Source organism: Mycolicibacterium sp. P4_G11 (genome assembly GCF_056555145.1).
Map to the genome: position 1 here is coordinate 75,418 of NZ_JBFUJW010000016.1, position 20,198 is coordinate 95,615.

Sequence of the window (20,198 nt, forward strand, 5' to 3'; positions counted from 1 at the left end):
ATCAACCAACGACCGAGACAGGAGGAGTGCCGTGGAGAGTCTTAAAGGCACGATGGTGCGTCTGGCCATCTTCCTGACGGTGTGTGCGCTCGGCACGGTGGCTCTCTGGGCCGTTTTCGCCGATCTGCGATTCGAGAAGGGCCGCAACTACTTCGCCACGTTCGCCAACGTCTCGAACATGAAGAAGGACAGCCACGTTCGCATCGCGGGTGTGGAAGTCGGCCAGGTCCAGAGCGTGAAGATCAACCGCGACTCGACGGTGACGGTGGAATTCAGTGCGGACAGTTCCGTCGTGCTGACCGAGGGCACCCGTGCGGTGATTCGGTACGACAACGTGGTCGGCGATCGGTTCCTGGCTCTGGAGGAAGGTGCCGGCGGTACCAAGAAGCTCAACGCGGGCGACACGATTCCCGTCAGCCGCACCCAGCCCGCACTCGACCTCGATGCCGTCATCGGTGGGTTCCGTCCGCTGTTTCAGGCCCTCAGCCCGGACAAGATCAACGATCTGAGCGGACAGCTGATCCAGGCACTGCAGGGGCAGGGACCGTCGATCGGATCGTTCCTGGCGCAGGCCGCGGTGGTCACCAACACGTTGGCCGACCGCGATCAGTTGATCGGAGAGGTCGTCGTCAATTTGAACTCGGTCCTCACCGCTTTCGGTGGCAAGAGCGACAAGCTCGACAAGGCCGTGGTCTCGCTGTCGGAGCTGGTTGACCGTCTGGCACAACGCAAGACGGACATCTCGAACGCGGTTGCCTACACCGACGCGGCCGCCAACTCGATCGCCGGCTTGCTGACCGAGGCCAGGCCTCCGTTGGCCAAAACCGTCCACGAAGTGGACCGGGTCGCGGGCCTCGTGGTGGCCGACCACGAGTACTTCGACAACTTCCTCAACACCCTGCCCGACAAGTACCGCGCGCTGTCCCGGCAGGGCATCTACGGCGACTTCTTCAGCTTCTATCTGTGTGATGCGGTGCTCAAGCTCAACGGCAAAGGCGGACAACCGATGTACGTCAAGGTCGCCAGCCAGACCACGGGACGGTGCACGCCCAGATGAAACCTTTTGCCGAGCGAAGTCATTTCGCCCTGGGCGCCATAGGAATCAGCGCCGTGGTGCTGGTCGCCACGGTTGCGCTCCTGTTCCAGAAGATTCCGTTCGTCAGTGGCACGACCACGTACTCGGGCTATTTCGAAGACGCCAGTGGCCTGCATACCGGTGCGCCCGTGGATATTTCGGGATTCCCGGCGGGTCGGGTCGCCAGCATCGACCTTGACGGTCCCAGGGTGCTGGTCAAGTTCAGCATCGACGACAACGTGCACCTAGGGGAGCGCACCGAGGCCGCGATCAAGACCAAGGGCATCCTGGGCAGCAAGATGCTCGAAGTCCTGCCCAAGGGCAATGGGGACCTCACCGGCACCATCCCGCTGGAACGGACAACGTCGGCCTATCAGCTCCCCGATGCGCTGGGCGATGTGACCACCGCCATCAGCGGACTGGACACGCATCAGCTGTCGGACTCCTTGGCCACCGTCTCGGAGGCTTTCGCGAACACCGCACCGGACCTGAAGGAAGCGGTGAACGGCATCGCGCGGTTCTCCAAGACGCTCAACGACCGCGACGCGCAACTGCGCACCCTGCTCGAAAATGCGTCGAAGGCGACGACGGTGCTGGCCAAGCGCAGCGACCAGGTGGTGGGCTTGGTGCGGAACACCAATGCGCTACTGGTGCAACTGCGTTCGCAGAGCGCCGCGGTCAGCCAGCTGTGGAACAGCCTGTCGTCGGTCTCGCAGCAACTCAAGGGATTGATCGCCGAGAACCGGGCTCAATTGCGGCCGGCGCTGGACAAGCTCAACGGGGTGCTGGCGATTGTCGACAACCGCAAGGAACGTCTGACGCAGGCCATGAAGGGCCTCAGTCAATACGCCATGGCGTTGGGTGATGCGGTCGGTTCGGGCCCGTTCTTCAAGGCGTACATCGTCAACCTGCTGCCCGGTCAGTTCGTGCAGCCGTTCGTCGATGCCGCGTTCTCGGACCTCGGGGTGGACCCGAACACGAAACTGCCGTCGCAGCTTCAGGATCCGCAGACCGGGCAGCCGGGCACCCCGCCGTTGCCGGTGCCGTTCCCGCGGACCGGTCAAGGCGGCGAGCCGCATATGACCATCCCCGACGCCATCACCGGTAAGCCCGGCGACGCCAATTGCGGCCCCCAGCTGCCCGGTCCCGGTTGCTACCCGTACCGCGAACCGTTACCGGCACTGCCTCCCGGTGGGCCGCCACCTGGACCACCGGCGCTGGCGCCTGGTCAGACAGCCATGCCGGAACCACCGAAGGCACCGCCAGTGAACGTGTCGGACCCGGTTGAAATCCCCAGGGCAGGAGGACAACAATGAGCAAGCTGCCCACACGCGCGCTCATCGTGGCAGCCGTGGTGGCCCTGGTTCTCGGCGGCGGCTACTTCGCGCTGCAGGCGTTCGACCGCATGTCACACACCGAGGTCGTCGGCTACTTCGACAACAGCAATCAGCTGTTCGCCGGCGACGACGTGATGATCCAAGGCGTGCCCGTCGGCAAGGTCGAGAAGATCGAGCCGCAGCCGCAGCGGGTGAAGGTCACCTTCTGGTTCGCCGACAAGTACAAGGTGCCGGCCGAAGCGAAGGCCGTCATCCTGTCGCCACAGTTGGTGACCGGCAGGGCGATTCAGCTGATCCCGCCCTACCGGGGCGGGCCGACAATGAGCGGCGGCGCCGTCATCCCGCAGAGCCGGACGGCAGTTCCGGTGGAATGGGATCAGGTTCGGTCGCAGCTGCAACGTCTCGCCGAGCTGCTCAAGCCGGACCAGCCGGGTGGGGTGAGCACCCTCGGCGGATTCATCAACACCGCGGCCGACAACCTGCGCGGGCAGGGCGCCAGCATCAGGGAGTCGGTGATCAAGCTGTCGCAGGCGGTTTCGATTCTCGGCGACCACAGCAACGACTTGTTCACGACGTTCAAGAATCTGTCGACCTTGGTGTCGGCGCTTCAGGACAGCACCGGACTGCTGGAGCGGCTGAACGGCAACCTCGCCGAGGTGTCCGGACTGCTCGCCGACGATCCGACCAAGATCGGTCGGGCGTTGAGCGACATGGGTTCGGTCGCCGACGATCTGCGGACCTTCGTCGCGGACAACAAGGAAGCCGCGGGAACGGCGTCGGACAAGCTGGCCTCGATCAGCACCGCGATCGTTGGCAGCCTCGATGACATCAAGCAGGTATTGCACGTGGCGCCAACGGCATTGGCCGATCTCAACAACATCTACGAGCCGGCGGTCGGCTCGCTGACCGGCATCCTGGCGGTCAACAACTTCGCCAACCCCGTCAGCTTCATCTGCGGAGCGATCCAGGCCGCGTCCCGCCTCGGCGCAGACCAGTCCGCGAAGCTGTGCGCGCAGTACCTGGCGCCGATCGTCAAGAACCGCCAATACAACTTCCCGCCGCTGGGCGAGAACCTGTTTGTCGGCACCCAGGCCAGGCCCAACGAAGTCACCTACAGCGAGGACTGGATGCGGCCCGACTACGTGCCACCGTCCCGGCCGGCAGCAGCTCCGGTAGCGCAACAGGCGGCTCCCGCGCCCGAGCCACCGGCAGCCCCGACAGTGACCACCGACGCCAACGCCGGGTTGGCCGGGATGATGACGCCAACAGCTGGAGGTGGGTCATGAGCCGCCGTCTGCGCTCTGCGGCCGGCTGCGCCCTGGCCGCTCTGACGTTGCTTGCTTCGGCCGGCTGCTCGGGGTGGCGCGGCGCGAACAGCCTGCCGCTGCCGGGCACCGAAGGCGGGGGACCCGGGGCGTTCGAAGTCCAGGCCCAGATGACGGACGTCACCAACCTGCAAGAGAATTCGCGGGTCCGGGTCGCTGACGTCACCGTCGGCACGGTCACCAAGATCGAGCGGCAGGATTGGCACGCGCTGGTCACCATGAAGCTCAACGGTGATGTGGACGTGCCGGCGAACTCGATCGTCAAGCTTGGACTGACCAGTCTGCTGGGCACGCTGCACCTCGAACTGCTGCCGCCCAAAGATGTTCGGCCACAAGGCAAACTGCACCAGGGGTCGGTGATTCCGCTCGCGAACAGTGGCAGTTTCCCCTCGGTCGAGCAGACGCTCTCCGCGGTGTCGATGGTGCTCAACGGCGGTGGCATCGGCAACGTGCAGGACATCACCGAAGCGCTCAGCACGGCATTTCATGGGCGGGCGGAAGACCTGCGAAGCCTCATCAAGCAGCTCGACCAATTCACCGGGAACCTCAAGGACCAGACCCCCGACATCATCGCCGCGTCGGAGAGCCTGAACCAGGTGGTGGGCAAGCTCGCGGCGAACCAGCCGGTCCTCGATCGCGCGATCGACACCATCCCGCAAGCACTGGCGGTGGTCAACGGTGAGCGCGAGAACCTGGTCACCGCGGCGGACAAGCTCAGCAAGTTCGCCGCGCTGGCGACGGACACCGTGACCAAGTCAAGGGAAAATCTGGTCAAGGAACTGCGGGAGTTGGGGCCGACGCTGGAACAGCTCGCCAACGCCGGACCCGCCATGACCCGGGCGCTGAGCTTCATTCCCACGGTGCCCTTCCCGAGCGACACCATCGAGAAGTGGCAGCGCGGTGACTTCGCGAACCTCACCGCGGTGGTGGACCTCACCCTGAGCCGCATCGATCAGGCGTTCTTCACCGGCACTCGGTGGGAGTGCGACCTGACGGAGATGGAACTGCAGTGGGGCCGGACCATCGGCCAGTTCCCGAGCCCGTGTACCGCGGGCGGTCCGTTCAACCCGGGCAATCCGCTGACCATTCCGTACCGCTGGGATCAGGGGCCGTAAATGCATCTAGACAAACGCGTGAGAATTCAGCTCGCGATCTTCGCCCTCATCGCCCTGATCGCGGTGACCATGATGAGCCTCATCTACATGCAGTTGCCCGCCAAGCTGTTCGGCATCGGTCGCTACGTGGTGAAGATGGAGCTGCCCGAGACCGGCGGCCTGTACGCGACGGGCAACGTCACCTACCGCGGCACCGTGGTGGGCCGGGTGCAGTCCGTGGGTCTGACGCCGACCGGCGTGCAGGCGGAGCTGTCGCTCAATTCGGGCACCGACATTCCATCGGACGTACAGGCCGACGTGCACAGCCAGATGGCGATCGGTGAGCAGTTCGTGCAACTGACACCACGCGATGCGAACTCGCGACCGCTCAAGGACGGCGACGTGATCCCGCTGGCTCACACTTCGGTGCCAGTGGATATCAACACCGTGATTGACTCATTGACCAAGGGCCTCAAGGCGGTTCCCAAGGACAATCTCAAGACGGTCATCGATGAATCGGCCACGGCGGTCGGTGGTCTGGGGCCGGAGCTCTCGCACATCGTCAAGGGTGGTAGCCAGCTGGCCATCGATGCGCGCGCGAACCTGGATCCGATGCTCAAGCTGATCGATCAGGTCAAGCCGGTGCTCGATTCACAGTCCAACACGTCCGGCGCGATTCAGGCCTGGGCGTCCAATGTCGCCACCGTGACCACCGAGCTGCAGGCGCAGGACAAGGCGCTGGGCACGGTTCTCGACAAGGGCGGTCCGGCGTTCGGTGAGATGGGGCAATTGTTCAACCGGCTGCGCCCGACATTGCCGGTGGTGCTGGCGAACCTGGTGTCCATCAACAAGGTGGCGATCACCTACCAACCCAACCTCGAACAGCTCCTGGTGCTCCTGCCGCGCACGACGGAAGCAGCCCAGGGCGTCACGATCGCGAACCGAGATACCAAGCAGGCCTACAAGGGTGCGTACCTGAGCTTCAACTTGAACGTCAACCTGCCGCCCGTATGTAGCACCGGCTACCTGCCGGCCCAGCAGATGCGCAATCCCGCATTGGAGGACTATCCGGAGCTGCCGGCCGGCAACCTCTACTGCCGGACTCCGCAGGACGGCATGTTCAACGTGCGCGGTGCCAAGAACCTGCCGTGCGAGACCGTGCCCGGCAAGCGTGCCGCCACCGTCAAGCAGTGCGAGAGCAACGAGCCCTACGTGCCGCTCAACGACGGCTACAACTGGAAAGGCGATCCGAACGCCACCTGGACCGGGCAGGACGTACCGCAACTGCCGCCGGGTTCGCCGCCGCCGGCTGGTGGGGCACCACCGCCGCCGGTCGCGGTGGCCGAGTACGACCCGGCGTCCGGGACATACGTCGGTCCAGACGGAAAGACCTACACCCAAGCCGATTTGGCGAATACAGCTCCGAAGGAGAAGACATGGCAAAGCATGATGACGCCGCAGCCGGGGAGCTGACGGAAGGTGGTGGCGTCGCTGTCCTCGACGGCGACCGCGACCACGTGGACGACGACCTGGATGAGGTGACCGAGGATGACCTCGGTACCGACGAGGTCGTGGAGGACAGCGCGAAGCCGAAGTCGGTTCGCCGGCTGGTGGCGGTGCTCGGGCTGATCCTGGTGGTCGCATTGAGCGCCCTGGTCGGCTGGCTGGTGGTGCGGACACACCGGGCGACGCAGGTCGACGACCGGCAGAGCCAGATCGTCCAGGCCGCCAGGCAGGGCGCGCTCAACCTGACGACCATCGACTGGCAGCGCGCCGATGCCGACGTGCAGCGCATCCTCGACAGCGCGACGGGCGAGTTCTACGACGACTTCGCCAAGCGGTCAGCACCTTTCATCAAGGTCGTCAAGGAGGCGAAGTCAACATCCAGCGGCTCGATCATCGAGGCCGGGCTGGAATCGGAGTCGGGCGACGCGGCGCAGGTGCTCGTCGCGGTTGCGGTCAAGACCGCGAATGTCGGTGTGCCGGCCCAGGATCCACGGGAGTGGCGGATGCGGATAGCGGTACAGAAAGTCGGTGATGCGATGAAGGTGTCGAACGTGGAGTTTGTGCCGTGAAACTGATCAAGTCCCGCGGCGACAACGCCGCAGCTGAAAAGTCCCACGAGGCAACGGCTTCGGTGGACGAGCTCGACAACGCGGTCGAGTTCGACGCCGCAGAGACCACCGACGCGGCGCCTGCCGCCGGGCGGCGCCGCGTCGCGTGGGCGAGCGTGGCGATCTACGGCCTGCTGCCCGCAGTCGTCCTCGCGCTCGGCGGAGCGGCCGGCTACCTGCAATGGAAAGACGTGTCCCTGAGCGAGACCGACACGGCCAAGAAGGAATCCACCAAGGCGGCCACCGATGGCACCATCGCCCTGCTGTCCTACAAGCCCGAGACCGTCGACAAGGATCTGGAAGCCGCCAAGAAGTACATGACCGGCAACTTCCTCAATTCCTACACCTCGCTCACGCGCGACGTGGTGATCCCCGGGTCCAAGCAGAAGAAGATCTCAGCCGTCGCCACGGTGCCCGCAGCGGCGTGGACCAAGGCGACCCCGAACCATGCGGTGGTGATGCTGTTCGTTGATCAGACGATGATCATCGGCGAAAGCGCACCGACCAGCACCGCGTCGAGCGTCCGGGTGACCCTCGACAAGGTTGAGGGGCATTGGCTCATCTCGCAATTCGATCCGATGTGAGTCGCATGACCAGACGGTGGACTTGTGGGCTGCTCGCCGCGGCGGTGGTGAGCGTGCCGACGGTGTTCGCGCCGGTGTCGCATGCCGACGCGACCGCGTATCTGATCGGCGTGACGGTGCGGCCCGGCTACAACTTTCCGAATGCCGATGCCGCCCTGGGCTATGGCTACGGCATCTGCGACAAGGTGGCAGCCGGGCAGCCGTTCGGCCAGGTGATGGGTGACGTACGAGGCGATTTCGGTACCGACGATGACTACCAGGCGTCCTACCTGATTTCGCAGGCCGTCAACGAACTGTGCCCCGCGCAGATCTGGCAGCTGCGCAAGTCAGCCGCGCACTACCAGTCGCCGCCAGGTGTCCATCCATGAAAATGATTCTCACGCAAAGGATTCCAACATGAGATGCCGGCCGCTGGTGCTATCTGCGTTGGCTGTTGCGCCCGTCAGCGCTGTGCTCTGCATGCCGCTCGCGCACGCTGACAACGGGAACACTCTGATTCCGAACAACAAGCGGCTCAACGATTCCGTCGTGTCGAACGTCTACACCGTGCAGCACCAGGCCGGTTGCACCAACGACGTCGCCGTGAACCCGCAGCTCCAGCAGGCCGCCGAGCGGCAGGCCAAAGACATGATGGCCAACCGGGACTTGGACGGGGACATCGGTTCTGACGGATCCACGCCGCAGATGCGGGCCGAACAGGCGGGGTACCGCGGAGGGTCGGTGGCGCAGACGGTGGCCACCAATCCGGCGCTCGCGATCAGCGGCGTCGAGCTCATCAACCAGTGGTACTACGACCCCGCCATCAAGGCGATCATGGCCAACTGCGCGAACAACCAGATGGGCGTGTGGTCCGAGAACAGTCTGGACCGCACCGTCGTCGTCGCCGTCTATGGTCAGCTGCCGGAACCGCCGCACCGGTCGGAAAAGGAGGGTGGCGGCAACAACGGCTTCGACCCGAGCCCCGACTACGACGGCAGCGACGAGATCGAGCACTTCTTCACCTGGTTCCCCTGGATCCTCCGCGGGGTGAACCCGCCGCCGGCATATCCGGCGAACTAATCAACCGGGCGCCCGGTCCCGGAACCGGCTGTGCAGGGCCTGCTTGGTGACGCCAAGAACCCGCGCCACTTCGGCCCAACTCCAGCCGGCCTTGCGGGCTTGCGTGATGGCCGCGTCGTAGCGTTCTTTCGCGGCGGCCAGCCCGTCCCGGGCTTCGGCCAAGGCGCGCAAGCTGTTTCCGCTGTAGAAATCGGCCAACACTGGATCGGGTTCCGGCTCGCGCTCCTCGAACAGGTCATCGTCAGGCAAGTCGAGGTCGAGGCCGTTGAGGGCTCGGTGGGCACCGTCCTCGCCCAGCAGGTCCACCAGTGCCCGACGGCCCAACTCCCGCATGTACGGATCATCAGATGGCCCACCCATGTCTGTCCCTCCCCAGGCATTTCGGGAAGTATGCGCTGTGGCACCGACAATGTCGGAGGGTCGGGGACCTGTCTCCAGGACATGTTTGATTCGGGGCCGTCAGCTTTCCTTGACGTCAAGGAAGATCTCAGTTGCGCACGTGCAGCTTCTCGCCGTGAGGCCCGAAGATCGCGATTGCCTCGACGGGGCCGTCGACGGTGCCGAACCAGTGCGGTGTCCAGGTCGAGAACTCCACGGCCTCACCGGGTTTGATGGTGAAATCGCGATCGCCCAGCAGCAGCCGCAGGTGCCCTGACAGCACATACAGCCATTCCTGGCCGTCGTGCACCGGCAGCTCGGCAGGTGGCGTCCGACGCCGAGTGCTGACGCGGATCTTGAACGTGTGCAGACCGCCGGCCGGGCCGCCGCGGGTCAACGGCCAATAGGTGATCCCGTCGCGGCTGTGTGACGCCCCACGGACCCGCGGGTCCTCGGCCTCGGGGGCGCGCATCAATTCGTCGGTGCTGATCGACAGCGCCGCGGCGAGCCGGGGCAGGTGGTCGAGTGCGAATCGGCGTTTGCCCGACTCCAGGCGGCTCAACGTCGAGATGTCGATATCGGCCGCGCGCGCAACGTCTTCCAGCGTCATGCCGCGTTGGATGCGCAGCTCCCGCAACCGCCGCCGGACCCGCGCTTCGATGTCGTCGTCCTCAGGGTTTGCCTGCATGGCAAATCAGCTTGGCATTTTCGGCACCACCCGGCAAGGTCGGTGTCATGAACAACGAATGGGAATGCGCCATCGTCGGTGGCGGGGCGGCGGGACTGAGCGCCGCATTGGTGCTCGGCCGCGCCCGCCGCCGCACGCTGGTCATCGACGCCGGCGAGCAGAGTAACCGCGCGGCACACGGCATCGGGGGACTGCTGGGCCACGACGGGCGGCCGCCGGCCGACCTCTACGCCGACGGCCGCCGCGAACTCGCCGAGTATCCGTCCGTGCAGGTCATCGACGGTCAGGTCACCGGCGCCACCACGGACGACGGCCCCACGTTCCGACTGGAACTCGCCGACGGCTCCGTGCACCACGCGCAGCGGATACTGCTGGCCGGTGGCATGCAGTACGAGACCACCGACATCCCAGGATTGGACGAGCACTGGGGCCGCTCGGTCTTTCACTGCCCGTTCTGCCACGGCTGGGAAGCGCGCGACCAGGCGCTGGCTGTCCTCGCAGACGGGGACCGGGCAGTGCACATGGCGCTGATGCTGCGGGGCTGGACCGACGACATCGTCGTCGTGACCAACGGCCCCTCCGGTCTGGACGACGACCAATACCGCGCGCTGACCGCCGTCGGTGTGCGCGTTGACGACCGCAAGATCATCGAATTCGCCTCGCACGATGGCACATTGGCATCCGTGGTGTTCGCCGACGGTGACGAGTTGAAGCGCCAGGGCGTGCTGGTCGCCAGCGCGCTGCGGCAGCGTACCGACCTGGCGGCGCAACTCGGCGTGCGGATCGCGCCGCCCGGCCCGGCCGTCGTCGACGCGGTGATGGTCGACCAGATCAACCGCACCTCGGTTCCCGGCGTCTTCGCCGCGGGCGACGTCTGCGCGCAGATGCCCCAGGTGGCGTCGGCGATCGCCGCCGGTTCCGCAGCCGCCGCGGCCATCGTGCAGAGTCTGCTGCACGACCAGTTCGGCCTACCCGTCATGCCCTGGCCCGTCTTCGATCAGCAGGAGGATTGATATGTCCGCGACTGAAACACCGCAGGAACACTGGGAAGGCCGGTACGCCGAGAAGCCGCAGATGTGGAGCGGACGGGTCAACGCCCATCTCGCGACGGTCGCCGGCGGCCTGACCCCGGGCCGCGCTCTCGACCTGGGATGCGGCGAAGGTGCCGACGCGATCTGGCTGGCCACCGCGGGCTGGCAGGTGGTGGCGGTCGACATCGCCACCAATGCCCTCGATCGGGCCCGCGCCGCGGCCGCGGACAGGGGAGTGGCCGAGCGCATCGACTTCCAGCACCACGATCTGTCCCACAGCTTCCCGGCGGGCAGCTTCGATCTGGTGTCGGCGCAGTTCCTGCATTCCACGGTTCATCTGGAGCGCCGGCAAATACTGCAGCACGCGTCAGCTGCCGTCGCACCGGGCGGCACACTGCTGATCGTCGACCACGGTGAGGCGCCGCCCTGGGCCTCGAAACACATCCATGACCACCACTTTCAGTCCGCGGACGAGGTCGTCGCCGAGCTCGGTCTGGCGGACGACGGCTGGCACACGGAACACGTCGGTACGCTGGAACGCGAGGCGATCAGCCCTGCTGGCGAATCCGCCGTTTTGCGGGACAATCTGATTGTCCTGCGCCGCACGCCCTGATCGGAGGTCACCAGGTGGTCAAGCACCGGCTCGACATCCGGCTGGTTGCCGAGTCGATGCTGCTGGTGACCGCTTGCCTGTGCCTGTTGTTGGGCAGCGTCAAGGCGGTCCACCTTCTGACCGACGCCATGGGCAACTCATTGGCCACCTCCGGTGACTGGTCGCTGGGACCGGCTGCCGCGCTACTGATGTACGGGCCGCGGCAGGTGTGGTCCGAGTGGGCCATCACGGTGCCGGTGATCGTGGTCCTCGGCATCGGCCTGGCTGTCGCCCGCACCCGCCGCGACGGGCCGCGATGGCTGAAACAGGTGCTCTTGGCGTACGGCGCGATCGTCGTCCTGGACTCGCTGGTCGCGGCGCTCTGACCAGCTGATATGGTATCGGCGCGGACGAGTTGGCCGGGCGGCCGCGGGACCGAGAGGTTTCGAGGAAAGTCCGGACTTCACAGAGCAGGGTGATTGCTAACGGCAATCCGAGGTGACTCGCGGGACAGTGCCACAGAAAACAGACCGCCGTCGCAAGACGGTAAGGGTGAAACGGTGCGGTAAGAGCGCACCAGCATTCCGGGTGACCGGAGTGGCTAGGTAAACCCCACCCGAAGCAAGGCCAAGAAGGCCGCAACCTGGTTGCGGTTGCGCAGGTGCCCGAGGGCTGCTCGCCCGAGCCTGCGGGTAGGCCGCTCGAGGTACCCGGCGACGGTGTACCCAGATGGATGGTCGCCGCCTCGCCACCAGTGATGGTGGCGGGGAACAGAATCCGGCTTAGAGGCCAGCTCGTCCGCCCCGCTACCTCTTCACCTTGCGCATCGCGCGGGCCAGCGCCTTGAGCGAGGCATCCAATTGCAGCCGGGCGTACTCGGCGACCTCCGCCTCCTGCTGATGCAGGATGCCGTACGTGAAGGTGTCCTCGCCGGCGGCGTGGGCGGCCTCGGCCTGCTGCACCAGATGTCCGCGGCTGACGTAACTGTCCTGATGATCGCCCAGCAGCGTCTGGATGTCCTTGGCGCAGTCGGCCACCTTCGACTCGCCCATGGCGGCGGCGGTGTAGCGAAGACGCTTGGCGCCCTTGCGAATCCGGTGCAGCGCCTCCTCACTGTCCTCGGCGCCGGCAGCCTCCGCGGCCTCGGCCCGCCGCACCGACTTGCGGACCCGGCGGTAGGCGCCGGTGACCGTCACCGGCTGCGCGTCCTCGTCGGCGGCGGCCGGCTGGGTGTTGTCGACGACGATCGCGTCGAGTGCGTCGAGCAGCCGGAAGTACCGCTCCGAGCGCATGGCCGTGAGCGACCGCCGCAGCCCGGACTGGTAGCGCCGCTGCGAACCGTCGACCAGCCGCTCGTGCACCTGCCCGCGAACCAGCTCCGGTGCGAGTCCCTTCAACGCTTCTTCGTACCGCTGGGCGAGCACCTCGGCATCACGCGCCGTGCCCAGAATCCCGGCCAGCAGCTTCAGCTCCTCGAGCACCCACTCGCGGTCGCCCAGATCGCCCGTCTCCTGCAGCAGGCTGCGGATCTTGCGGATGGTGACCCGCATCTGGTGCACCGAATCGAAGGTGTCGGCACGCACCGCGCGATCCCAGTCGATCAGTTCGGACACGTGCGCCGCGATGGCGCGGTGCACCTTGTCCGTCGGCTCGGGGGATGGCTCCGGCGCGTCCTCGCCCCGGGCCGCCGCGAGGACCTTGGCCAGCTTCGACCCGTGCCCGGCCGGTTCCGCGCCCGCGTCGAAGAGCCGGTTGGCCAGCCGGTCGAGCAGCTCGGCACCCGAGTCCGCGCCCTCCGAACCGGCACCGACCAGTTCCAGCTCCCACTCGCGCCAGTTCTGCAGCGACTCGCCCGCGGTGGCGGTCACCCGGTCGTCGCAGAACTCGGCCAGCTCGGTGTCGTCGGGCGCGTGCAGCATGGAGACGGTGCGCTCGGTTTCGATCCGCGCGACGGGCTGCAGCGAGCGGTCGCGAACGATGGCCAGCACGATGTCGCGCAGTTCCTCGGGCACGCTCTCGCGCGCTGCGGTGATCGGCAGCCGGACCTCGGTGCGCGCGTCGGCGCCGGCGGGCAGCTTCAGGTGCCAGCCCGCGTCGGTGCCGCCGGTGCGGCGGCGCAAGGTGATCTTGTGTGCCGCGAGATCGTGGTTCGGGGTGTCGAAGTACACCGCGTCCAGGTGCGCGACGGGCAGCTGCTCGACCCGGCTGACGGCGGACAAGCCGTCGAACGACGGGGATACCGTGCTGTCGACCACCGCGAACTTGCGTTCAATCTCGGTGTGGCGGGACGGTTTACGCTTGCCAGCGGCCATGTTCACCTTCGTTTGCGACCCGGGACGGGCAGTACCAACGCTGCCATTAGCGTGCCACATCGCAGTGCGCGACCGGCTGCCGATAACGTCTTGACCCGTGACCGAATTCGAGACACTGAAGTTCGCCCAGTCCGGCGCCGTCGTGAATATCGTGCTCGACCGGCCCGAGGCGGCCAACGGCATGAACGACGTCCTCACCCGCGACCTGGCGGTGGCAGCTGCGCTGTGCGATACGCCCGCGGTGAAGGTCGTCACCCTGACCGGTGGTGGCCGATTCTTCTGCGCCGGCGGCGACCTCAAGGCGATGGCTGCCGCCGCTGACCCGGGTGTGTTCGTGAAAGGCATGGCCGACGATCTGCATCGCGCCATGTCCACCTTCGCCCGCATGGACGCTGTGCTGATCACCGCCGTCAACGGCGTCGCCGCCGGCGCGGGCTTCCCGCTGGGTGTGTCCGGTGATCTGGTGCTCGCCGCCGAGTCCGCGTCGTTCACCATGGCGTACACCAAGGCCGGCCTGAGCCCAGACGGCGGATCGTCGTACGTGCTGCCGCGGCTGATCGGCCTGCGACGCACCCAGGAACTGATGATCACCAACCGTGTGCTCACCGCGGCCGAGGCCGCCGACTGGGGCCTGATCACGCGCGTCGTGCCCGACGCCGAGCTGCCCGCCGCGCTGGACGCCCTGGCGGCCGAGGTCGCCACGCAGGCCGGTGGTTCGAACGCCGCGGTCAAGCAGCTGCTGCTGACCACCTGGGGCGCCGACTACGAGACCCAGCTCGAGCGCGAAGGCCGGCTGATCGCCAAGTGTGCGTCGTCGGCCGACGGCAAAGAGGGCGTCGGCGCTTTCGTCGGCAAGCGCAAGCCGGAATTCGCCTGACGAGTGTGAGGGCTGTGCACGCAACTTCACGGATTTGCGTGCACAGCCCTCACCGTCGCGCTCAGTAGGAGTGCTCCTCGGCGGGGAACACGCTCGAGGCCACCTCGGCGGCGTATTGCCGTGCGGCGCGGCCCAATTCGGCCCCGACATCACCGAAGCGCTTGACGAACTTCGCCGTCTTGCCGCTCGTCATACCGGCCATGTCCTGCCACACCAGCACCTGCGCGTCGCAGTTGGCGCCGGCGCCGATGCCGACGGTCGGGATGGTCAGCTTGCCGGTGATCTGGGTGGCCAGCTCGGCCGGCACCATCTCGAGCACCACGGCGATCGCGCCGGCCTCGGCCACCGCGATGGCGTCGTGGATGGTCTGGTCACCGGCATCGCCACGGCCCTGGACGCGGAAACCGCCCAGCCCGTTGACGCTCTGCGGGGTGAAGCCGATGTGGGCCACGACGGGGACGCCGGCCCGGGTCAGTGCGGCGATCTGCTCGACCATCCGCTCACCGCCCTCCAGCTTGACCGCGTGGGCACCGGTTTCCTTCATGAAGCGGGTCGCCGTGGCGAGCGCCTGCTGCGGGCCGGCCTCATAGCTGCCGAACGGCAGGTCGGCGACCACCAGCGCGTGCGGGGCACCCTTGACGACCGCGCGGGCCAGGGGGATCAGCTCGTCGATAGTGATGGGCAGCGTGGTGTCGTAGCCGTAGACCACGTTGGCCGCGGAATCGCCGACCAGCAGTACTGGAATCTCGGCGTCATCGAAAATGCGGGCGGAGGAGTAGTCGTAGGCCGTGAGCATCGCCCACTTGTGGCCTTCGGCCTTCCATTTCGCCAGGTGGTGAGTGCGGACCTTGGTGCGCGGGGTCGTACAGGCAGACTCCGGGGCAGCGCCGTAAAGCTGATCAGACATCGTCGTCCTCAAATGTGTTGGTCGGTTCGAACCTCGAGGCCCAAATCGGGTCCCCGGGACGTATGACGGGGTCAAGTCTGCCACCACCAGACCCCGAAGGTGAACGACACGTGAAGTGGAATGCCTCACATTGGTTCAAGACGGCCGCCTACGATCACGCCCATGCCCGGATACCAACGGCTCAGCGGCCTCGACGCCAGCTTCCTCTATCTGGAAACGGCGGTTCAGCCCCTGCATGTGTGCTCGGTGCTGGAACTGGATGCCGCGACCATCCCGGGTGGCTACACCTTCGACAAGATGCGGCAGATGCTCGGCGAGCGCATCGCGGCCATGCCCGAGTTCCGCGAGAAGCTGGCGGACTCGCCGCTGAATCTCGACCACCCCGTATGGGTCGAGGACCCGGATTTCGACATCGACCGGCACCTGCACCGGATCGGGCTGCCCGCCCCGGGCGGCCGTACCGAGCTCGCCGAGATCTGCGGGCACATCGCGGCACTGCAGCTCGACCGCAGCCGCCCGCTGTGGGAGATGTGGGTGATCGAGAACATCGCGGGCACCGACGCTCACAACGGCGGCCGGCTGGCCGTCATGGTCAAGATGCACCACGCGGGAATCGACGGCGTCACCGGCGCCAACCTGATGTCGCAGCTGTGCACCCTCGAACCTGACGCACCGGCGCCCGAGCCCGTCGTGGGCAGCGGCACCGCCTCCGAGCTCGAGATCGCGGTCGGCGGCGCGGTCAAGTACTTCAGCCGCCCGCTCAAGCTGGCCAATGTGCTGCCCTCGACGGCGACCAGCGTCATCGACACCGTCCGCCGCGCCGCGAAGGGCCTGACCATGGCGGCGCCGTTCGCCGCGCCGAAGACCGCGTTCAACGTCAACGTCACCGGGCACCGCAATGTGGCGTTCGCCCAGCTGGACCTCGACGACATCAAGACCGTCAAGAACCACTTCCACGTCAAGGTCAACGACGTGGTGCTGGCGTTGGTGTCCGGCGCGCTGCGGCGCTACCTGCTGGAGCGGGACGCGCTGCCGGAGTCCACCCTGGTGGCCATGTGCCCGGTGTCGGTGCACGGGAAATCCGACCGCCCCGGCCGCAACCAGGTATCCGGCATGTTCTCCAAATTGGAGACCACCATCGAGGACCCGGCCGAGCGGCTGCGCGCCATCGCCGACTCGAGCACAGTTGCCAAACAACACAGTTCGGCGATCAGTGCGACGCTGTTGCAGGACTGGTCGCAGTTCGCCGCACCGTCGGTGTTCGGCGCGGCGATGCGGGTGCTCGCGGTGACCAAACTGGCCGAGGCCAAGCCGGTGCACAACCTCGTCGTCTCGAACGTGCCCGGTCCGCAGGATCCGCTGTACATGCTGGGCGCCGAGGTCAAGGCGATGTACCCGCTGGGCCCGCTGTTCCACGGCTCCGGGTTGAACATCACCGTGATGTCGCTGAACGGCACGCTCGACGTCGGCCTGATCTCGTGCCCGGAGCTGGTTCCGGACCTGTGGGCCATGGCCGACGAATTCGCCACCGAGTTGGACGAGCTGGTTGCTGCCGCCACCGCATGACGGCGCGCGGCAACGCCCTCATCAGGTCAGACCTGGGCACATGGCACCATGGTCGACCATGAACCTCAGACGGGGGAGTCTCGCCTGCGCATCGGGACTGGCAATGGTCCTGGTGCTCGCGACGGGCTGCAGCACGGTGATCGACGGGCGCGCCATCCGCGCGGTGCCGAAGCCGGGCGCGCCCCTGCAGTGGTCGCCGTGCCAGACCACGTCCCCGGACTCGCAGTCGCGCATTCCCAAGGGGGCCGAATGCGCGATGCTGTCGGTGCCCGTCGACTACAGCAAGCCCGACGGCGATGTCGCGCAGCTGGCGTTGCTGCGGATCAAGGCGACCGGCGACAAGATCGGTTCCCTGGTGATCAACCCCGGCGGTCCGGGGGAGTCGGGCGTCAGCGCGGCAGTGTCGTTGCTCAACAACATTCCCGACTCGGTGCGGCAGCGCTTCGACCTCGTCGGCTTCGACCCCCGCGGCGTCGGGTCCTCCAAGCCCGCGGTGTGGTGCAACTCCGATGCCGACAATGACCGGCAGCGCGCCGACCCGCAGGTCGACTACTCGCCGGCCGGTGTCGCACACATCGAATCCGAGACCAAGGCGTTCGTGCAGCGCTGCGTCGACAAGATGGGCAAGGACTTCCTCGAGAACGTCGGAACCGCCAACGTCGCCAAGGATTTGGATGCCATCCGGGCCGCGCTCGGCGACGACAAGCTGACCTACCTGGGTTACTCGTACGGCACCCGCATCGGCGCCCAGTACGCCGAGGACTACCCGGACAAGGTGCGCTCGATGATCCTCGACGGCGCCGTCGACCCCAACGCCGATCCGATCGAAGCCGACATCAACCAGGCGGCCGCGTTCCAGACCGCGTTCAACAACTACGCCGCCGACTGCGCGACCAGCCCGGACTGCCCGCTGGGCACCGACCCGGCCAAGGTCAACGACGTCTACCACAGCCTGGTCGACCCGCTGGTCCAAAAGCCCGCTGCCACAAAGGATCCGCGTGGTCTGAGCTACAGCGATGCGTTGGTCGGCACCATCCTGCCGCTCTACTCGCCGGCCATGTGGAAGGACCTCACCGCGGGCCTCACCGAGCTCAAGGAAGGCCACGGCGACATCATGCTGCGGCTCGCCGACGCCTACATGGGCCGCGATTCCGATGGCCACTACGACAACTCGACCGACGCCCGGGTGGCGGTCAACTGCGTCGACGAGCCGCCGATCACCGACCGCACCAAGGTCATCGCGGAGGACAAGCGCACCCGCGAGGTGGCGCCCTTCATGAGCTACGGCCAGTTCACCGGCGACGCCCCGCTGGGCACCTGCGCGTTCTGGCCGGTGCCCCCGACGTCGAAGCCGCACGAGATTTCGGTCAAGGACCTGGCCCCGCCGCTGGTGGTGTCGACGATTCACGACCCGGCCACGCCGTACAAGGCCGGCGTGGACCTGGCCAAGGAACTCGGTGGCAGTCTGCTGACGTTCGACGGCACCCAGCACACCGTGGTGTTCCAGGGCAACAGCTGCGTCGACGACCATGCCAGCAGCTATCTGGTCAACGGGACCCTGCCCGACGCCGGCGCGAAATGCTGAGTCGCGAAATGCCGAGTGCCGTCGCAAGATAACTGTTTGGTCACCGTCTGATTGCCGGGTTGTCTCCCTCCCCGGCCAGGCTTCGACTCGGCTGTGCGCCGTGCGACCATGTTTGCCATGTTGCGGGCGGGCAGTCGAGGACGACGGTGTGCGGTAGGGGTCGTCGGATTGCTGGTGGCCATCAGCGCCGCACCGGGATCGGTCGCGCACGCGGCCCCCGAATCCCTGCAGTCCTACTACGAACAGGCGCCGGCCTGGAGTGGTTGCGAGCCGTTCATCGGTGACACCACGGATCTGCCGACGGCGCGGTGCGCCAACATCAGCGTCCCCGTCGATTACGCGGATCCGCAAGGGCCGCAAGCGAAGCTGGCCGTCATCCGGGTCCCGGCCTCGGGTCAACGACTGGGTGTCCTGCTGGTCAATCCCGGCGGTCCGGGTGCGTCGGCCGTCAATACCGTCGCGGGTATGGGCTCCGTCCTGGCCGATACCGAGATCGGCCGCAGCTTCGATCTGGTCGGCTTCGATCCGCGCGGCGTGGGGCATTCGACGCCGCAACTGCGGTGCCGCAGCGACGCCGAATTCGATGCCAATCGCCGGGATCCGATGGTCGATTACAGCCCGGCCGGGGTGGCGCACATCGAAGCAGTCAGCCGCCGCACGGCCCAGGACTGCCTGCAGCAGATGGGCAGCAGCTTCCTCGCCAACGTCGGAACCGCTTCGGCGGCAAGGGATATGGACGTGGTCCGGGCCGCGCTCGGAGAGCCGCAGATCAACTATCTGGGCTTCTCGTACGGCACCGAGCTGGGTGCGGCGTACGCCGAACGGTTCCCGGACCGGGTGCGGGCGATGGTGCTCGACGGCGCCGTCGACCCCAACGCGGACCCGGTCACCGAGAACCTGCTCCAATTGGCCGGATTCCAAACGGCTTTCAACGACTATGCGGCGGACTGCGCGCAGGCGCCCGGCTGCCCGCTGGGCACCGACCCGACGCAGTTCGTGGCGCGGTACCAGCAGTTGGTCAATCCGCTCGCCGTGCGCCCGGGCTTGACGTCCGATCCGCGTGGCCTGAGCTACTCCGACGCGATCACCGGCACCATCAACGCGCTCTACACGAAGAAGTACTGGAAGTTCCTGACCAGCGGGCTGCTCGGCCTGCAGCGCGGCGGCGACGCCGGCGACCTGCTGCTGCTGGCCGACGATTATCAGCACCGTGATCAGAACGGTCACTACGCGCCGCTGCAGGACGCGTTCACCGCGATCCGGTGCGTCGACGCGCCGTTCCCGACCGATTCCGCGACGTGGGCGGCAGCCGACCAACGGGCGCGCCAGCTGGCACCGTTCATGAGCTACGGCCAATTCACCGGCTACGCGCCGCGCGACGTGTGCACCATGTGGCCGGTGCCCGCGACGTCCCGTCCGCACGCGCCGGCGTCGCCCGGTCCGGGCAAGGTCATCGTCGTATCCACCACGCATGACCCGGCCACGCCGTACCAGGCCGGCGTGAACCTGGCGCGCGAACTCGGCGCCTCGCTGATCAGTTATGAGGGCACCCAGCACACCGTGGTGTTCAACGGCGACCGGTGCGTAGACACGGCCGTGGTGGCGTTCCTGACCCAGTCGGTGCTGCCGGCGGCGGGATTGCGGTGCTGACCACAGCGTCTCACCGGTGATACA

General features: G+C 66.8%; 20 protein-coding genes and 1 other RNA gene. 17 read left to right on the forward strand and 4 right to left on the reverse strand.

The window, feature by feature from the left end; genetic code table 11:
* Window positions 1–52 precede the first annotated feature (52 nt).
* Genes AC1U2B_RS27685 through AC1U2B_RS27725 form a run of 9 tightly spaced genes read left to right on the forward strand, consistent with a single transcriptional unit; the run spans window position 53 to window position 8,588 of the window.
* Window positions 53–1,057 carry an MCE family protein gene (locus AC1U2B_RS27685; protein WP_166651555.1) on the forward strand — a complete coding sequence of 335 codons (1,005 nt, stop codon included), beginning with the start codon at window positions 53–55 and terminating at the stop codon, window positions 1,055–1,057.
* Entirely contained in the window at window positions 1,054–2,391 is a 1,338-nt protein-coding gene (locus tag AC1U2B_RS27690) for an MCE family protein (protein WP_480219298.1), read from the forward strand. The genes AC1U2B_RS27685 and AC1U2B_RS27690 overlap by 4 nt, the downstream gene beginning before the upstream one ends.
* Complete coding sequence (locus tag AC1U2B_RS27695) at window positions 2,388–3,698, forward strand: MCE family protein (RefSeq protein WP_480219299.1); 1,311 nt, start codon at window positions 2,388–2,390, stop codon at window positions 3,696–3,698. The genes AC1U2B_RS27690 and AC1U2B_RS27695 overlap by 4 nt, the downstream gene beginning before the upstream one ends.
* Window positions 3,695–4,852 (forward strand): MCE family protein, encoded by a 1,158-nt coding sequence (locus AC1U2B_RS27700; protein ID WP_043399737.1) that lies wholly within the window; start codon window positions 3,695–3,697, stop codon window positions 4,850–4,852. Before AC1U2B_RS27695 ends, AC1U2B_RS27700 begins: the two co-directional genes overlap by 4 nt.
* Window positions 4,853–6,304 carry an MCE family protein gene (locus tag AC1U2B_RS27705; protein WP_480219300.1) on the forward strand — a complete coding sequence of 484 codons (1,452 nt, stop codon included), beginning with the start codon at window positions 4,853–4,855 and terminating at the stop codon, window positions 6,302–6,304.
* A complete protein-coding gene (locus AC1U2B_RS27710) occupies window positions 6,268–6,906 on the forward strand; it encodes an Rv1363c family protein (protein WP_480219301.1) in 639 nt (212 codons plus the stop codon). The genes AC1U2B_RS27705 and AC1U2B_RS27710 overlap by 37 nt, the downstream gene beginning before the upstream one ends.
* Entirely contained in the window at window positions 6,903–7,529 is a 627-nt protein-coding gene (locus tag AC1U2B_RS27715; protein WP_480219302.1) for a hypothetical protein, read from the forward strand. Before AC1U2B_RS27710 ends, AC1U2B_RS27715 begins: the two co-directional genes overlap by 4 nt.
* A gap of 5 nt (window positions 7,530–7,534) precedes the next feature.
* Window positions 7,535–7,897 (forward strand): DUF732 domain-containing protein, encoded by a 363-nt coding sequence (locus AC1U2B_RS27720; RefSeq protein WP_480219303.1) that lies wholly within the window; start codon window positions 7,535–7,537, stop codon window positions 7,895–7,897.
* A gap of 28 nt (window positions 7,898–7,925) precedes the next feature.
* Entirely contained in the window at window positions 7,926–8,588 is a 663-nt protein-coding gene (locus AC1U2B_RS27725; protein WP_480219304.1) for a CAP domain-containing protein, read from the forward strand.
* Here the strand turns inward: AC1U2B_RS27725 and AC1U2B_RS27730 are convergent, their stop codons facing one another.
* Together AC1U2B_RS27730 and AC1U2B_RS27735 are read right to left on the reverse strand one after the other, a co-directional pair.
* Complete coding sequence (locus AC1U2B_RS27730) at window positions 8,589–8,948, reverse strand: hypothetical protein (protein WP_480219305.1); 360 nt, start codon at window positions 8,946–8,948, stop codon at window positions 8,589–8,591.
* A gap of 127 nt (window positions 8,949–9,075) precedes the next feature.
* On the reverse strand, window positions 9,076–9,654 hold the full coding sequence (locus AC1U2B_RS27735; protein ID WP_071289154.1) for a helix-turn-helix domain-containing protein: 579 nt from the start codon (window positions 9,652–9,654) through the stop codon (window positions 9,076–9,078).
* Window positions 9,655–9,701: 47 nt separating this feature from the next.
* On the opposite strand from AC1U2B_RS27735, the gene AC1U2B_RS27740 reads away from it, so the two are divergent.
* The 4 genes from AC1U2B_RS27740 to rnpB all read left to right on the forward strand — a co-directional run bounded on the left by AC1U2B_RS27740 (window position 9,702) and on the right by rnpB (window position 12,078).
* Window positions 9,702–10,667 (forward strand): NAD(P)/FAD-dependent oxidoreductase, encoded by a 966-nt coding sequence (locus AC1U2B_RS27740; protein ID WP_480219306.1) that lies wholly within the window; start codon window positions 9,702–9,704, stop codon window positions 10,665–10,667.
* A 1-nt stretch (window position 10,668) separates the two neighbouring features.
* Window positions 10,669–11,298: a class I SAM-dependent methyltransferase gene (locus AC1U2B_RS27745; protein ID WP_480219307.1), complete on the forward strand. Its 630-nt coding sequence runs from the start codon at window positions 10,669–10,671 to the stop codon at window positions 11,296–11,298.
* 14 nt (window positions 11,299–11,312) lie between these two features.
* Complete coding sequence (locus AC1U2B_RS27750; protein WP_480219308.1) at window positions 11,313–11,663, forward strand: hypothetical protein; 351 nt, start codon at window positions 11,313–11,315, stop codon at window positions 11,661–11,663.
* A gap of 25 nt (window positions 11,664–11,688) precedes the next feature.
* Window positions 11,689–12,078, forward strand: an RNA gene (gene rnpB / locus AC1U2B_RS27755) — RNase P RNA component class A.
* Between the two features lie 5 nt (window positions 12,079–12,083).
* Here the strand turns inward: rnpB and AC1U2B_RS27760 are convergent.
* A complete protein-coding gene (locus AC1U2B_RS27760) occupies window positions 12,084–13,589 on the reverse strand; it encodes a CYTH and CHAD domain-containing protein (RefSeq protein WP_480219309.1) in 1,506 nt (501 codons plus the stop codon).
* Window positions 13,590–13,686: 97 nt separating this feature from the next.
* On the opposite strand from AC1U2B_RS27760, the gene AC1U2B_RS27765 reads away from it, so the two are divergent.
* Complete coding sequence (locus tag AC1U2B_RS27765) at window positions 13,687–14,466, forward strand: enoyl-CoA hydratase/isomerase family protein (RefSeq protein WP_480219310.1); 780 nt, start codon at window positions 13,687–13,689, stop codon at window positions 14,464–14,466.
* A gap of 61 nt (window positions 14,467–14,527) precedes the next feature.
* Here AC1U2B_RS27765 and panB read toward each other — a convergent pair whose 3' ends face one another.
* The gene (gene panB, locus AC1U2B_RS27770) at window positions 14,528–15,373 is read right to left on the reverse strand and encodes a 3-methyl-2-oxobutanoate hydroxymethyltransferase (RefSeq protein WP_480219311.1); all 846 of its coding nucleotides are present in this window, start codon (window positions 15,371–15,373) and stop codon (window positions 14,528–14,530) included.
* Window positions 15,374–15,535: 162 nt separating this feature from the next.
* On the opposite strand from panB, the gene AC1U2B_RS27775 reads away from it, so the two are divergent.
* From AC1U2B_RS27775 to AC1U2B_RS27785, 3 genes are all read left to right on the forward strand, one after another.
* Window positions 15,536–16,939, forward strand: a complete 1,404-nt coding sequence (locus AC1U2B_RS27775; RefSeq protein WP_480219312.1) for a WS/DGAT/MGAT family O-acyltransferase — start codon at window positions 15,536–15,538, stop codon at window positions 16,937–16,939.
* Between the two features lie 58 nt (window positions 16,940–16,997).
* Window positions 16,998–18,524 carry an alpha/beta hydrolase gene (locus AC1U2B_RS27780; protein WP_480219313.1) on the forward strand — a complete coding sequence of 509 codons (1,527 nt, stop codon included), beginning with the start codon at window positions 16,998–17,000 and terminating at the stop codon, window positions 18,522–18,524.
* Window positions 18,525–18,632: 108 nt separating this feature from the next.
* Window positions 18,633–20,174, forward strand: coding sequence for an alpha/beta hydrolase (locus tag AC1U2B_RS27785; RefSeq protein WP_480219314.1), 1,542 nt, complete (start codon window positions 18,633–18,635; stop codon window positions 20,172–20,174).
* The last annotated feature ends 24 nt before the right edge of the window (window positions 20,175–20,198 follow it).

Bases quoted from the DNA above. Each gene is read 5' to 3' on its own strand.
- AC1U2B_RS27685 (WP_166651555.1), top strand. From the start codon at position 53: ATGGTGCGTCTGGCCATCTTCCTGACGGTGTGTGCGCTCGGCACGGTG.
- AC1U2B_RS27690 (WP_480219298.1), top strand. From the start codon at position 1,054: ATGAAACCTTTTGCCGAGCGAAGTCATTTCGCCCTGGGCGCCATAGGA.
- AC1U2B_RS27695 (WP_480219299.1), top strand. From the start codon at position 2,388: ATGAGCAAGCTGCCCACACGCGCGCTCATCGTGGCAGCCGTGGTGGCC.
- AC1U2B_RS27700 (WP_043399737.1), top strand. From the start codon at position 3,695: ATGAGCCGCCGTCTGCGCTCTGCGGCCGGCTGCGCCCTGGCCGCTCTG.
- AC1U2B_RS27705 (WP_480219300.1), top strand. From the start codon at position 4,853: ATGCATCTAGACAAACGCGTGAGAATTCAGCTCGCGATCTTCGCCCTC.
- AC1U2B_RS27710 (WP_480219301.1), top strand. From the start codon at position 6,268: ATGGCAAAGCATGATGACGCCGCAGCCGGGGAGCTGACGGAAGGTGGT.
- AC1U2B_RS27720 (WP_480219303.1), top strand. From the start codon at position 7,535: ATGACCAGACGGTGGACTTGTGGGCTGCTCGCCGCGGCGGTGGTGAGC.
- AC1U2B_RS27725 (WP_480219304.1), top strand. From the start codon at position 7,926: ATGAGATGCCGGCCGCTGGTGCTATCTGCGTTGGCTGTTGCGCCCGTC.
- AC1U2B_RS27730 (WP_480219305.1), bottom strand. From the start codon at position 8,948: ATGGGTGGGCCATCTGATGATCCGTACATGCGGGAGTTGGGCCGTCGG.
- AC1U2B_RS27735 (WP_071289154.1), bottom strand. From the start codon at position 9,654: ATGCAGGCAAACCCTGAGGACGACGACATCGAAGCGCGGGTCCGGCGG.
- AC1U2B_RS27740 (WP_480219306.1), top strand. From the start codon at position 9,702: ATGAACAACGAATGGGAATGCGCCATCGTCGGTGGCGGGGCGGCGGGA.
- AC1U2B_RS27745 (WP_480219307.1), top strand. From the start codon at position 10,669: ATGTCCGCGACTGAAACACCGCAGGAACACTGGGAAGGCCGGTACGCC.
- AC1U2B_RS27760 (WP_480219309.1), bottom strand. From the start codon at position 13,589: ATGGCCGCTGGCAAGCGTAAACCGTCCCGCCACACCGAGATTGAACGC.
- panB (WP_480219311.1), bottom strand. From the start codon at position 15,373: ATGTCTGATCAGCTTTACGGCGCTGCCCCGGAGTCTGCCTGTACGACC.
- AC1U2B_RS27775 (WP_480219312.1), top strand. From the start codon at position 15,536: ATGCCCGGATACCAACGGCTCAGCGGCCTCGACGCCAGCTTCCTCTAT.
- AC1U2B_RS27780 (WP_480219313.1), top strand. From the start codon at position 16,998: ATGAACCTCAGACGGGGGAGTCTCGCCTGCGCATCGGGACTGGCAATG.
- AC1U2B_RS27785 (WP_480219314.1), top strand. From the start codon at position 18,633: ATGTTTGCCATGTTGCGGGCGGGCAGTCGAGGACGACGGTGTGCGGTA.